At 67.1% G+C, this 12,339-nt stretch carries 11 protein-coding genes and 1 pseudogene; 4 read left to right on the top strand and 8 right to left on the bottom strand.

What is annotated here, in order from left to right:
- Nucleotides 1–113: 113 nt before the first annotated feature.
- The gene (locus BI343_RS09500; RefSeq protein WP_071109524.1) at nt 114–974 is read left to right on the top strand and encodes an MBL fold metallo-hydrolase; all 861 of its coding nucleotides are present in this window, start codon (nt 114–116) and stop codon (nt 972–974) included.
- Here BI343_RS09500 and BI343_RS09495 read toward each other — a convergent pair.
- Nucleotides 944–1,606, bottom strand: a complete 663-nt coding sequence (locus tag BI343_RS09495) for a tetratricopeptide repeat protein (protein ID WP_071109523.1) — start codon at nt 1,604–1,606, stop codon at nt 944–946. The two genes, BI343_RS09500 and BI343_RS09495, sit on opposite strands and share 31 nt — an antisense overlap.
- Nucleotides 1,607–1,729: 123 nt before the next feature.
- On the opposite strand from BI343_RS09495, the gene cysE reads away from it, so the two are divergent.
- The 3 genes from cysE (at nt 1,730) to BI343_RS09480 (ending at nt 5,557) form a co-directional block, all read left to right on the top strand.
- Complete coding sequence (gene cysE, locus BI343_RS09490; protein ID WP_043627664.1) at nt 1,730–2,512, top strand: serine O-acetyltransferase; 783 nt, start codon at nt 1,730–1,732, stop codon at nt 2,510–2,512.
- Between the two features lie 464 nt (nt 2,513–2,976).
- The gene (locus tag BI343_RS09485; RefSeq protein ID WP_071109522.1) at nt 2,977–3,819 is read left to right on the top strand and encodes a 2OG-Fe(II) oxygenase family protein; all 843 of its coding nucleotides are present in this window, start codon (nt 2,977–2,979) and stop codon (nt 3,817–3,819) included.
- 193 nt (nt 3,820–4,012) lie between these two features.
- Nucleotides 4,013–5,557 carry a sensor domain-containing diguanylate cyclase gene (locus BI343_RS09480; RefSeq protein WP_071109521.1) on the top strand — a complete coding sequence of 515 codons (1,545 nt, stop codon included), beginning with the start codon at nt 4,013–4,015 and terminating at the stop codon, nt 5,555–5,557.
- A gap of 33 nt (nt 5,558–5,590) precedes the next feature.
- On the opposite strand, the gene BI343_RS09475 is transcribed toward BI343_RS09480, so the two are convergent.
- The 7 genes and pseudogenes from BI343_RS09475 to BI343_RS09445 all read right to left on the bottom strand — a co-directional run.
- On the bottom strand, nt 5,591–6,019 hold the full coding sequence (locus BI343_RS09475) for a MarR family winged helix-turn-helix transcriptional regulator (protein WP_043627334.1): 429 nt from the start codon (nt 6,017–6,019) through the stop codon (nt 5,591–5,593).
- Nucleotides 6,012–7,613 carry an MDR family MFS transporter gene (locus tag BI343_RS09470; protein WP_071109520.1) on the bottom strand — a complete coding sequence of 534 codons (1,602 nt, stop codon included), beginning with the start codon at nt 7,611–7,613 and terminating at the stop codon, nt 6,012–6,014. The genes BI343_RS09475 and BI343_RS09470 overlap by 8 nt, the downstream gene beginning before the upstream one ends.
- An 89-nt stretch (nt 7,614–7,702) precedes the next feature.
- Entirely contained in the window at nt 7,703–8,623 is a 921-nt protein-coding gene (gene gcvA, locus BI343_RS09465; protein ID WP_043627332.1) for a transcriptional regulator GcvA, read from the bottom strand.
- Nucleotides 8,624–8,974: 351 nt separating this feature from the next.
- The gene (locus BI343_RS09460; protein ID WP_071109519.1) at nt 8,975–10,183 is read right to left on the bottom strand and encodes a heme biosynthesis protein HemY; all 1,209 of its coding nucleotides are present in this window, start codon (nt 10,181–10,183) and stop codon (nt 8,975–8,977) included.
- Nucleotides 10,184–10,186: 3 nt separating this feature from the next.
- Entirely contained in the window at nt 10,187–11,224 is a 1,038-nt protein-coding gene (locus BI343_RS09455) for a uroporphyrinogen-III C-methyltransferase (protein WP_043627328.1), read from the bottom strand.
- Nucleotides 11,221–11,952 (bottom strand): uroporphyrinogen-III synthase, encoded by a 732-nt coding sequence (locus BI343_RS09450; protein WP_071109518.1) that lies wholly within the window; start codon nt 11,950–11,952, stop codon nt 11,221–11,223. Before BI343_RS09450 ends, BI343_RS09455 begins: the two co-directional genes overlap by 4 nt.
- Nucleotides 11,953–11,959: 7 nt before the next feature.
- Nucleotides 11,960–12,339 (bottom strand): annotated as a pseudogene (locus tag BI343_RS09445) (hydroxymethylbilane synthase); the annotation flags it as partial.

Genomic DNA, 12,339 nt, shown 5'->3' with positions numbered 1-12,339 from the left:
GGCGCGATGAGGCGGGCGGGAAATGAGGGCATGAGGGCAGGTCTTTATCGGCTATACTTCAATACATTATATGATTTAATATAATGAAGTAAAGCCCACCCGCGGAGGAAAACATGCCGGTTCAGATCGAGAGCTTTTTCGACGCCGCCACCCATACCATCAGCCACATCGTCTACGACCGGCCCGGCGGCCACGCGGCCATCATCGATCCGGTGCTGGATTTCGATCCAAGCTCCGGCCGCAGCGCGCGCCATGGCGCGGACAGGCTGCTGGCTTTTCTGATGGAGCGGGGGCTGACGCTGCAGTGGATACTGGAAACCCATGCCCACGCCGACCACTTGTCCGCCGCCGGGTATTTGAAGGACAAGGCCGGCGGCCAAATCGGCATCGGCCGGCGCATAGACGAGGTGCAATCCACGTTCAGCCGGGTGTTCAATCTGGAACCGGCGTTCCATTGCGATGGCTCGCAGTTCGACCATCTGTTCGAGGACGGAGAAACCTTCCGCATCGGCGAACTGGACGCCCGGGTGCTGGCGCTGCCCGGCCATACGCCGGCCGATGTCGGCTACCAGGTGGAAGACGCGGTGTTTGTCGGCGACACCTTGTTCATGCCGGACGTGGGCACCGCGCGCTGCGATTTTCCCGGCGGCGATGCCGCCATGCTGTACCGTTCCATCCGCAAGCTGCTGGCGCTGCCGGACGAAACCCGGCTGCTGCTGTGCCACGATTATCCGCCGCCGGGCCGCGAGCCGGCGTGGCGCGCGACGGTGGCCGAGCAGCGCCGCGCCAATCTGCACGCCCGCGACGGCGTGGACGAGGCGGCCTTCGTGAAGATGCGCCAGGCGCGCGACGCGACGCTGGACATGCCGCGGCTGCTGCTGCCATCGATACAGGTCAACATCCGCGCCGGCCGGCTGCCGCCGGCGGAAGACAACGGCGTGCGTTACCTGAAGCTGCCGCTGGACGCGTTCTGAGCGCGCCGCCCCATTTCGCTTTTGGCCAGATCCAGCGCCTTGGCGCGGGCGCCGACGTCGCCCTGCGCGCCGGCGCGGGCATACCAGCGTATCGCCGCCGGAATGTCCTGTTTCACGCCGCGGCCGTGTTCGTACATGCTGGCGGTCAGATATTGCGCGCCGGCATCACCCTGCTTGGCCGCTTCCTGGTACCAATAGGCGGCCAGCCTGTCGTCCTGCGGCGCGCCCCGCCCCAGGAAATACTGGGTGCCCAGATCCAGCTGCGCCGGCAGATAGCCCTGGCGCGCGGAGAGCGTGAACCAGCGCGTCGCCTCGGGCAGCGATTTGGGCACGCCGTCGCCTTTTTCCGCCAGCACGCCCAGCGCATGCTGTGCTTGCGGCAGGTTGAGATCGGCGGCCTTTTTCAGCCAGAAGACCGCGGCTGGCTTGTCCACCGGCCCGGCCTCGCCCTTCCAGTCCATCATCGCCAGGTCGAAGGCGGCGACCCGGTCGCCGCGCTCGGCGGCCTGCCAGAAGGCGACGCGGGCGGCAGCCAGCCGGCCGCCCTGATACTCATGCCAGCCCGGCACCTCCGGCGCGGCGGCCAGCGCGCCCAAGCTGAACAGCAGCGGCCAGATCGCAAGACGTTTCATGGCGGTTCTCCTCGTTTGAGTTTAGTCGCGGCCGCGGGTGAATTCTGACGGCGCGGCGTTTTTGTCTGTTGGCGCGGACTGTGGCACGCTACACTATTTGACTAGATGTCACTGGAGTACCCGATGAGTGCCTCCCCGCTTGATCCGCTATGGTCGGCCATCCGCGACGAAACGCTGACTGCGGTGGACAGCGAGCCGTTGCTGGCCAGTTTTCTGCACATGACCGTATTGCGCCACGCCACGCTGGAAGACGTGCTGGCCTTCCATCTTTCCAGCAAGCTCGCCAGTCCGGTGATGGATCCGCGCGCGCTGCTCGAACTGTTCCGCGAAGCCTTCCAGGCCGATCCGGCCATCAGCGCGGCGATGCGCGCCGACATCCGCGCCTGTTACGAGCGCGACCCGGCCTGCGACCGCTATTCCACGCCGCTGTTGTATTTCAAGGGCTTCCACGCCATCCAGAGCCAGCGCATCACGCATTGGCTATGGCAGCAGGGTCGCACCACGCTGGCGCTGTTTTTGCAGAACCGCATTTCCGAAGTGACCGGCGCCGACATCCATCCGGCGGCGCGCATCGGCGAAGGCGTGATGCTGGACCATGGCACCGGCCTGGTGGTCGGCGAGACCGCCGTCATCGGTAACAATGTGTCCATCCTGCACGGCGTGACGCTGGGCGGCTCCGGCAAGGAGCGCGGCGACCGCCATCCGAAGATAGGCGACGGCGTGATGCTGGGCGCCGGCTCGGCGGTGCTCGGCAATATCCGCGTCGGCGAGTGCGCCAAGGTGGGAGCCGGCAGCGTGGTGTTGGAGGACGTGCCGCCGCACGCCACGGTGGCCGGCGTGCCGGCGCGGGTGGTGGCGCAAGCCTGTCCCGGCACCCCGGCGCTGGACATGGATCAGCGGGTCTAGGGGCTGTTGACGTTTGGTGAGTGGATCGCGTTTGCGCTTCGCCAAACCCGCAGGGCCGGGTGCCTTTCGCGCCGACTCTTCGTTGTTCCGCGCTGGGAGAGAATGACTATGCGGCGCGCGAAACGCCTCGATTCGCTGCAAAACGCATCCCGGCGCGACCGCCCACCAAACGTCAACAGCCCCTAGGCCTTTTTCCCGGCGGCGGCCCGGCCTGTAATGAAAGTACAGCAGGCTGCGCCGCCGCTGCCGCCGCGCGGACCATTCCGTTGACCGCCCTGCTCCGACCCGTTCGCGGCGGATCGGCCCTGGCGGCCTTGCCCGGCAAGGTCGCCGGTTCTTGGTGGTTTTCCAACAGTCTCGATGCCAACGGCTTGGCGGCCTGTAGCTTAGCCGCTACAATGCGCGCGGCCGGCGACCGCCCCGATATTGCATGGCGGCGCCGGGTTCATCAGGAAAACCACCCCATGAACGTCAGAGTTGTCGATTACCGCGCCCCGGACGCCGCGGAGCAGTTCACCCGTTCCCTGCACGAAACCGGCTTCGGCGTGCTGACCAACCATCCCATTCCGCAAGACCTGGTGGAGAAGATCTACGCCGACTGGCTGGGCTTCTTCAACAGCGAAGAGAAGTTCGACTACGCTTTCTCGGTGGAGAAACAGGACGGCTGGTTCTCGCCGGAGGTGTCGGAAACCGCCAAGGGCGCCATGCTCAAGGACATCAAGGAATATTTCCACATCTATCCGTGGGGCCGGGTGCCGCCGGCGCTCAAGGCCGACGCCGACCGTTACTACGGCATCGCCAACCAGCTGGCGCAGGAGCTGCTGTCCTGGGTGCAGCAATACACCCCGTCCGATATCGCCGCCAACTACCGCGAGCCGCTGTCGCACATGATAGCAGGCAGCCAGCAGACGCTGCTGCGCGTGCTGCGTTACCCGCCGCTGACCGGCAACGAGCCGTCCGGCTCGCTGCGCGCCGCCGCCCACGGCGACATCAATCTGCTGACCATTCTGCCGGCCGCCAACGAGCCGGGCCTGCAAGTGCAGGACAAGCACGGCGACTGGATCGACGTGCCCTGCGACTTCGGCACCCTGGTGGTGAACATCGGCGACATGCTGCAGGAAGCGTCCGCCGGCTACTACCCGTCCACCCAGCACCGCGTGGTCAATCCTACCGGCGAAGGCGCGCAGAAGAGCCGCGTCTCGCTGCCGCTGTTCCTGCACCCGCGACCGGAAGTGGTGCTGTCCGACCGCCACACCGCCGGCAGCTATCTGGACGAGCGTCTGCGCGAACTGGGCGTCAAGATGTAAGCGCCAGAGCCTGGCCTATTCAAAAACCGAAGCGACGCTTCGGTTTTTTTTCGTCCATCGCCTGGCCGCATGCTGCGAGGCGCGGATTCGCCAACTACGATGACATTAGATGCGCCGCCAGGCATAGCGGAAACCATACCAATCTGCCGTCATCTGCGGGGCCGTCTTGCGGTCTGTTCGTAAAGGGAGATTCATGCGCGGCATTGCTACAAGCTCCCCGGCCTTGCCGGATTGGCTGGCCATGGCTTTGGTCGCAGCGGGATATTGGCTGGCTTCCTGGTTGGGAGACCAATTGCTGCTGCTGGAGCAGGGCATGGACAGCGTGGTCTGGCCGCAGCCAGGCTTGGCGCTGGCTGCGATGATACTGCTGGGCTGGCGGGTGTGGCCGGGCGTGCTGATCGGCGCGCTGGCCAGCGAGGCTTGGCGCTGGCGGACGACGCTGGACGGCATGCATTGGCTGCCGCCGGCCTTGGGCGTGGCCATGGGCGTGCTGGCGCAGACCTTGCTGGGCGCCTGGCTGATGCGGCGCTATTTCGGCCGGCGCAATCCCCTGGACAGCTTCGGCCAATGCATCGCCTTCAATGTGATCATCGTGGTGATGACGCTGCTGGGCAGCCTGATCGGCACCGCCTCCCTTTATTTTTCCCATCTGCTGCCGCAGAAGGAGCTGGTGTCGCGGCTGTGCCTGTGGTGGCTGTGCAACGGATGCGGCACCTTGCTGTTCGGCAGCCTGTGCCTGAACGTCTATCACCAGGGGCGGTCGCGGCAAAGCCGCGATGTGTGGTACGAAATGCTGGCCTATTTCGGCATGGTGACCTTGCTGACCGCCGGTTTGTTCGTCTGGTGGCACCCTACGGTGGACACCACCTATCCGCTGGACATGCTGGTGCTGCCCTTGGTGGCCTGGGCGGCGTTTCGCTTCACCACCCGCGAAGTGCTGATGGCCTTGCTGCTGATCATGTGGCTGGCGTTGTGGGGCACCCGCCATGGCGGCGGACCGTATCTGGGTTATTCCGCCTATAGCACGCTGGTGATTCTGCAAACCTATATCGGCATTCTGACGCTGGTGTCGCTGGGGGTCAGCGCGCTGATGTCGGAGCAGCGCAAGATCAAGGCTGAGTTGAGCCAGCAGCAGGAGCGGCTGGAGCAGCAGGTGCGCATCCGCACGCTGGCGCTGGAGCAATCGCATGCCGAAGTGCTGGCCTTGTCGCGAGTGGACCCGGTCACCGGCATCGCCAACCGCCGCTGCTTCGAGGAAAGCCTGGACGGCGAATGGCGGCGAGCGCGGCGGCTGGGCGCGTCCCTGGGCATGCTGATGATCGATATCGATTTCTTCAAGCTGTACAACGACCATTACGGCCATGTCAGCGGCGACTACTGCCTGCGCGAGGTGGCGCAGGCGATCCGCAGCAGCGTGCGGCGGCCGCAGGACCTGGTGGCGCGCTATGGCGGCGAGGAGATCATCTGCCTGCTGCCGGACACCGCCGAGGATGGCGTCATCTACGTCGGCGAGGCGGTGCTGGAGGCGGTGCGCGAACTGCAGCTGCCGCATGCCGAATCGACGGTGGCGCCGTATGTCACCATCAGCATAGGCGGCGCCTGCGTGCTGCCGCGCGATGTGGCGGACAGCCGGCAGTTGATCGAGGCGGCGGATCGCGAGCTGTACCGCGCCAAGCAGCTGGGTCGCAATCGCATCATCGTGGCCGGGCAGGATCAACGGGCCGCCGATGACGCCTAGGCGTGGCTGGCGTTTGCTGCGAGGATCGCGTCCCTAGCGCCCGCTCATGCGGCGGAAGCGTTCCTCCAGCTGCCGCAGCACCTGCAAGGCGATATCCAGCTGGGCCGGATCGATGTCCGCCAGCGCCTGGCGGAAGAACTCCTGGCGGTGCGGCGCCGCCGCCGTCAGCAAGGCCAGGCCGCCTTGGTCCAGCGAGACCAGGGTCTGCCGATTGTCGGCCGGGTCGGTGTCGCGCCGCACCAGGCCTTCCGCCTCCAGCAGTTTCAATTGCCGGGTCAGCGCGCCCGGGTCCATCTGCAAGTGGCCGGCCAGCTGCTTTTGGCTGGCGGTGCGCAGCTCCTCCAGCGCCTTCAGGATGCGCCAGCGCGGCAGCGCCTCGCCCACCAGGCTCTCGAAGGCGCCGTACATGGCGCGGCTGCTGCGGCTCAGTTGTTGCAGCAGGTTCGGCTGAGCGTCAGTCATGGACGGATGCCGGGGACGGCGCGGAGCCGCTCAGCTCGACCGGCGGCACCTTGCGCGCCAGCCACAGGCCCAGCAACAGAATCACCGCCACCAGCCATTGGCTGAAATGGATGGCGTCCACCAGCAGCAGCCGGGCAGCGGCCAGCAGCGCGTCCGGCTGCGCGTCCGGCTGCGCCGCGGCGGCCGCTTGGCGGAACTGCGCCAGGATGTCAGGGTTGAGCAGGGTTTGCGGATCGGCCAGCCAGTGCAGCCATTGGGCTTGCTGGCGGTCCGCCAGCATCGCGCCGACCCGTTGCTGGAACTGATGGCTGACCACCACGCCCATCAAGGCGGTGCCCAGCATGCCGCCTATCATGCGCGTCGATTGCAGCATGGCGGTGGCAACCCCCAGCTGCTGCCGCGGCGCCAGCTGCTGCACGAAAATGGTCAGGTTGGGCATCAGCAGGCCCAGGCCCAGGCCGCCCATCATCATGTTGGCAATGATCAGACCATGCGCGGTGGCGGGGCCGACCCGGCTCAGCAGCGCGGCGGTCAACGCGAACATCAGCAGGCCCAGGGCCAGCAGCCGTGTCGGATGGCGCAAACGCTGCACGATGCGGCCGTTCAGCATGCTGCCTATGGTGATGAACACCACCAGCGGCGTCACCAGCAGGCCGGCCTGGTTCGGCGACAGGCTGAAACCGGCCTGGAACATCAGCGGCGCGTAGTACATCACGGCGAACATGCCGAAGCCCATCAGCAGCGACAGGCCGAACAGCGGCGCCAGCCCGCGGTGCAACAGCATGCTGGGCGGCAGCAGCGGGTTGGGGCTGCGCTTTTCCCACCAGACCAGGGTCAGCAGCGCGCTCAGGCTGAGCACGGCCAGTCCGCCCAGCAGCAGCGGCGGCTTGTGCTGCGGCAGCCACTCCACCGCCAGCTGCAGCGAGCCGAGGAACAGCGCGATCAGCGCCGCCCCTTGCCAGTCCAGCCGCGACGGCGGCCGCTCGTCGTGGCGGATCACCGGCAGGAAGCGCCAGACGAACCACAGGCTGACCACGCCGACCGGCAGGTTGACGAAGAATACCCAGCGCCAGCCGAAGTATTCGGTCAGAAAGCCGCCCAGCGAGGGGCCGATGGCGTTGGCCAGGCCGAAGGCGGCGGACAGCATCACCTGCCAGCGCAGCCGCTCGGCGGTATGCGGAAACAGGTCCGGCACGCAAGCGAAAGTGGTGGCCACCAGCATGCCGCCGCCCACGCCCTGCAGCGCGCGCGCCATCACCAGTTGCGGCATGTTCTGCGCCAGGCCGCACAGCATGGAGGCGCCGGTGAACAGCACGATGGCGGTCAGCACAAACGGCTTGCGGCCGTGGTCGTCGCCCAGCTTGCCGAAAATCGGCACCGTGATGACGGAGGTCAGCAGGTAGGACGTGCCGACCCAGGCGTACAGCGAAAAGCCGCGCAGATCGGCCACCACCGTCGGCATGGCGGTGCCGACCACGGTCTGGTCCAGCGCCACCATGATCAGCACGCAGCACAGGCCCAGCATGGCCTGCAGGCGTTGGCGGAAATCCAGCGCGGCGGGGAGCGTGTGGGAAAAATCGGGAGAATTCATCATTGATACGGCAATAGTTGCTATATCAACTATTTTGGCGACAGCCGGCGGGGCTGTCCAAACCCAGGTGGTTAACAGATATTGCGGCGGCTTCAGTAGCCCTGGCGCGTCAGCCAGCTGGCCTCCTCGCTGAGGGCGACGGTGCCGACCAGCCAGTCGCGGAAGGCGCGCACCTTGGGCAGCTCGGCCAGTTCGTGCGGATAGACCAGATAGTAGGCCCACTCGGTTTCCAGCACGGTATCGAACGGAATCACCAGCCTGCCGCTGTCCAGATCCTGCGTCACCATCGAAGCCTGGGCCAGCGTCACGCCCATGCCGGCCACGGCGGCGTGCAGCGCGTATTCCAGCGCGTCGAAAGTGACGCCGCTCTCCGGATTGACGCCGTTCACGCCGGCCAGCTTCAGCCAGCGTTTCCAGGTGTTCTGGTCGCGCCACGGATGCAGCAGGGTGTGGTGTTTCAGATCGTCCGGGGTGTGCAGCGGGTGCTTGCCGGCCAAGAGGCCAGGCGCGCATACCGGGATCAGCTTCTCGCGGCAGATGCATTCCAACCGGAGATCCGGCGCGGCTTCCGGGCTGGACAGGCCGACCACGGCCAGATCGTATTCGGCGCGATTGAACGGCTTGTTGTGGATCAGCTGCGTCAGCAGGTGCAGGGTGTACTCCGGATGCCGGGCCTGGAAATCGGCCAGATTGGGCAGCACCCAGCGCATGGCCGGCGTCGGCGGCATCCGCACCCGCAGGTCGCTCTGGCGCAGGCGCAGCGCCTCGCTGGCTTCGTTGAGCAGTTGGAAAGCTTCGCGCGCCGGCTTCAGCAGCGCTTCGCCCTCGGCGGTCAGCGCCAGGCCGCGGGCCTGGCGGGTGAACAATGTGGCGCCGTAGTATTCTTCCAGCGTCTGGACATGGCGGCTGATCGCGCCCTGGGTCAGGCTCAGCGCGGCGGCCGCGCGGGTGAACGACAAATGTTCGGCGGCGACGACGAATACGCGCAGGGCATTCAGCGGAGGCAGCTTCATGCTGTTACATGCCTTTTCTTCATAGTTTTCATGAGATTAACTGCTTTGTGCGAAACGGCGGCACCGCGTATTCTGCGCAGTTGTCGCCGCAGGTCGCGGCGACTGGCACGGCAACCTGAATGCATAGCTGGACGAGCAGCCATGCATATTGCTTGATTCTGGCACAGCTTTGCCTGCCAGGCATCATCATTGTCGGACAATGATGCGCCCTGCGCTCTCGTATGATTGGTCTGCCAGTCCACGTTGGCATGCACGGGCTCCCTGCGGAGCCCGATTTTTTTTTGTCCGCCGCGCAAATGAAAACGCCGCCGGCCGGTAACGGCGGGCGGCGCGGGGAGGGGCGATGGGCGATCAGCAGCCCTGGCTCAGCGCCAGCTCCAGGCTCTTCTGGTAATGCATCTGCGATTGCTCTTCCTTGCCGGTGGCTTCGAACAGCTTGGCCAGCTCGGCGTGCGCGCACAGCGTCGGCTGGATGGAGACGCTGGCTTCCAGATAGTTCTGCGCTTTGCCCCACAGCTGCTGGGCCTGCGCCAGGCGTCCCAGCGCCAGCAACAGCCAATGGTCGCGCGGACGCTGCTTCAGCCAGGTGTCGGCTTCCTTCAGCAGCGCCAGACGCTTGTCCACGCTCAGGTGGACGGCCAGTTGGCCCAGTTCGCGCGCCAGTTCCGGCAGCTCCATGTCGTCGCCGGCCAGCGCCTCGGACAGCAGCGTCGCCGCGTAGTCGTACTGTTGCAGGCGGATCAGATGGGCGACGATCTGTTGCTGCAGCTGCGGATTGCCGCGCTCGGCCTCGGGGATGCGGCGCAGCCAGTCGCGGACTTCGCGCTCGGACAACAGGCTAGCCAGCTGCTGTTGGTAGGCCGCCAGCCGATAGCGGCGCGCCTGTTCCGGCTCCAGCGCGTCGGCCTTCAGCAGTTTCTCGGTCAGCGTGAGGATGGCCTCCGGCTGTTTTTGCAGCAGGCGCACCTTCAGCTCCAGCTTCAGCGCGTTGGTCAGATTCGGCGACAGCGCGCGCGCGCGCTCGATGGCGGTCAGCGCGCCCAGGGCGTCTTTCTCTTCCAGGCGCAGCTCGGCGTCCAGCATGTGGCGCGCCAGCTGCAGCCGCTCCGGCAATTGGTCGAGCTGGTTGAGGTAGCCGTCGCGTTTGTCGGCGGCGCCGGCGTAACCGGCAGAGCGCGCGGCGATCAGCAGCGCCAGCGCCCGGTTTTCCGGGGCGTATTCGTCATCCAGCGACTTGGCGGCTTCGCGTTCGGCCTTCTGGAAGCGGCCCTCGAAGAAGGCGATGCCGGCTTCGCGCAAAGCGTGGCGGGCGGCCTTCAGCTTTTTCTGGCGCTGGAAGCGCTGCACCTGGCGCGGCAGGTCGGTGGCCAGCGCCAGCAGCCGCAGCACCAGATGAGTGGCGACGATCAGCCCCACCACCAGCACGATCATCAGGTTGAAGGATACTTCCATCCGGTACGGCGGCAGAAACAGAATGGCGTAGCCGGTATTCAGGGTGGAGGCCAGCCCCACCAGCACGGCCAACGCGAACAGGCCGGTAATCCACAATGCGAATCTCACCGCTTACTCCCCGCTGTTGCCTTGGGCATCGCGCACCGCCTTCAGGCTGGCGCTCATGTCCGGCAAGCTGATGTCCAAGGGCGCGCCTTCCAGTTCGGACAGCGTGGCCAGCCATTGGGTGGCGGCCGCGGCGTCGCGGTCGAAGTAGCGCTGCACGTAGCTGCGCGCGGCGGCGATGTCGGCGGCGTAGGTCTTGCCGTCGCGCTGCAGCAGCGCCAGCCGGGCGTCCAGCAGCCGCATCTTGAGGTTTTCGCGCAGGAAGAAGGCCTGTTCCGGCGACAGCAGCAGCGCCTCCGGCTTGTCCATGCGGCGGATGTGCACCAGCTCGCCCAGGCTGCCGCTGATTTCGGCGCTGAGCCGCTCCCACCACGGGGCGCCTGCCGGCGGCTGCGCCGGCTTGCCCGCTTGCGTGCCGCCCAGGCGATGGGCGTCCACGGCCAGCGGCAGCGAATCGACGCTCAGCATCAGCCGGTCCAGCTTGACGGTGAGGCCGACGGTGTCGAGGTAGGGCAGCGCTTTCAGTTTTTCCAGGTCCGAGGCCACGGCTTTTTTCACGCCGATCAGCTGCGGCCGGTCGAACTTGGACAGCCGCGCGTCGACCATTTCCAGCGCCGAGACCGCCGAGCTGACGTTGCCGGCGAGCTGCAGCTGCTGGCTGGCGATGGCCAGCGTGTGCTCGAGTTCGGACAGCAGCCAGTCGGTGCGGTTCTTGGTCAGCTCCTGGTACATGCCGTTCAGCGTGGCGTACTGGCCGGCCGCCTCGTTGACGCGGGCCTCCACCAGCGCCAGCTTGCCATCGGTGGCGCGGGCCGCCAGCAGCGCCTGTTCGGCGATGGCGCGCTGCTCTTTGCCGGCGCCGCTGCCTTCGGCCAGCCGGCGCGCCAGCTCCTGGCGCATCGCGTCCAGCTGCTGCTGAGTGGTGTAGAACTGCCAGCCGGAGACGCCCAGCGCGACGATCGCCACCAGGATGGCGAGATTGGGGCGCTTGCGGGCTGCGGGCGGCTGGGCCGGGATGGCTTCGTGGATCTGGGATTCGCTCATGGGTGACGACGGAACCATTCTTTTAGGCCGGCGACCATTGCGGCGTCGTCGGCCCGGGTTGTCACGACGCGTGCCGCGCCGAAGGCGGCCAGGCGCTCGGCAATGCGCGGATGCGGCACGCAGTACAGCAGGCATTGTAGCGCCCCGGTCCGGCTCGGACCAGCCAGTCGGAACAATTGCTCTACCATTTCGCTGGAAGTGATGATGACGGCATCGGGCGGCGCGGCGTCGAAAGCCGCCCAGTCCGGCGCGCCGTCGACGCGGCGGTAGATTTCGGCGAAGGCCGTCGCGGCGCCCCGCTGCGCCAGCGCGTCGGCCAGCAGCGCGCGGCCGCCCTGCCCGCGCACGATCAGCCAGTTCTGGCCTGCGACATCGGCCAGCTCCGGCATGGCCAGCAGCGCTTCGCTGTCGCTGCCTGCGGTCGGATGCAGCACAGGCTGGCCGGACAGCGCGGCCAGACGCTTGGCGCTGCTCGCGCCGACGCAGGCCAGCCGCTTGGCGGCGAGGTCCATGCCGGCCAGCGCCGGCCAGCCGATATCGATGGCGCTGGGGCTGACCCAGAACAGCGCGTCGGCCTGCGCCGCCTGCGCCGGCAGCGCGGCCAGCGCTTCCGGCAGCGCTTCGATCGCCATCAGCGGCAAGTGCTCGGCCTGCCAGCCTTCGGCGCGCAGCGCGGCCAGCAGGCCGGGGCATTGCGCCAAGGGGCGGGCGGCCAGGATGCGCTTCATTGAAGCCTCAGCGAGGTTCCGCCAGCACCGCGTCTATCAGCGGGCGGGCGCCGGCGTCGATCAGCTTCTTCGCCACCGCGCGGCCCAGCGCCTCTGCATAGTCGGCCGGCGCGCTGGCGCTGGCGGTCAGCACCACCGAGCCATCCGGATGCGCCACCAGGCCGCCCAGGGTCAGCGTGCCGTCGGCCAGCGTGGCGAAGGCGCCCAGCGGCACCTGGCAGCTGCCGCCCAGCTCCTTGGCCAGGGCGCGTTCGGCGGCGGTACAGGCGCGGCTTTCGGCGTGGTTCAGCGGCGCCAAGAGCGCCAGCAGGTCTGCGCGATCCTCGCGGATTTCTATGCCCAGCGCGCCCTGGCCGGCGGCCGGCAGGCTTTCCGAAGGGGCGAGCT

It is taken from the genome of Chromobacterium amazonense, from assembly GCF_001855565.1.
Lineage (GTDB): Bacteria > Pseudomonadota > Gammaproteobacteria > Burkholderiales > Chromobacteriaceae > Chromobacterium > Chromobacterium amazonense.
This window is presented reverse-complemented; position numbering and strand designations above follow the sequence as displayed.

Coding starts and splice junctions, on each gene's coding strand:
- gcvA (WP_043627332.1), bottom strand. CDS start 8,623: ATGAAGCTGCCTCCGCTGAATGCCCTGCGCGTATTCGTCGTCGCCGCC.
- BI343_RS09485 (WP_071109522.1), top strand. CDS start 2,977: ATGAACGTCAGAGTTGTCGATTACCGCGCCCCGGACGCCGCGGAGCAG.
- BI343_RS09495 (WP_071109523.1), bottom strand. CDS start 1,606: ATGAAACGTCTTGCGATCTGGCCGCTGCTGTTCAGCTTGGGCGCGCTG.
- BI343_RS09450 (WP_071109518.1), bottom strand. CDS start 11,952: ATGAAGCGCATCCTGGCCGCCCGCCCCTTGGCGCAATGCCCCGGCCTG.
- BI343_RS09455 (WP_043627328.1), bottom strand. CDS start 11,224: ATGAGCGAATCCCAGATCCACGAAGCCATCCCGGCCCAGCCGCCCGCA.
- BI343_RS09480 (WP_071109521.1), top strand. CDS start 4,013: ATGCGCGGCATTGCTACAAGCTCCCCGGCCTTGCCGGATTGGCTGGCC.
- BI343_RS09500 (WP_071109524.1), top strand. CDS start 114: ATGCCGGTTCAGATCGAGAGCTTTTTCGACGCCGCCACCCATACCATC.
- BI343_RS09475 (WP_043627334.1), bottom strand. CDS start 6,019: ATGACTGACGCTCAGCCGAACCTGCTGCAACAACTGAGCCGCAGCAGC.
- cysE (WP_043627664.1), top strand. CDS start 1,730: ATGAGTGCCTCCCCGCTTGATCCGCTATGGTCGGCCATCCGCGACGAA.
- BI343_RS09470 (WP_071109520.1), bottom strand. CDS start 7,613: ATGATGAATTCTCCCGATTTTTCCCACACGCTCCCCGCCGCGCTGGAT.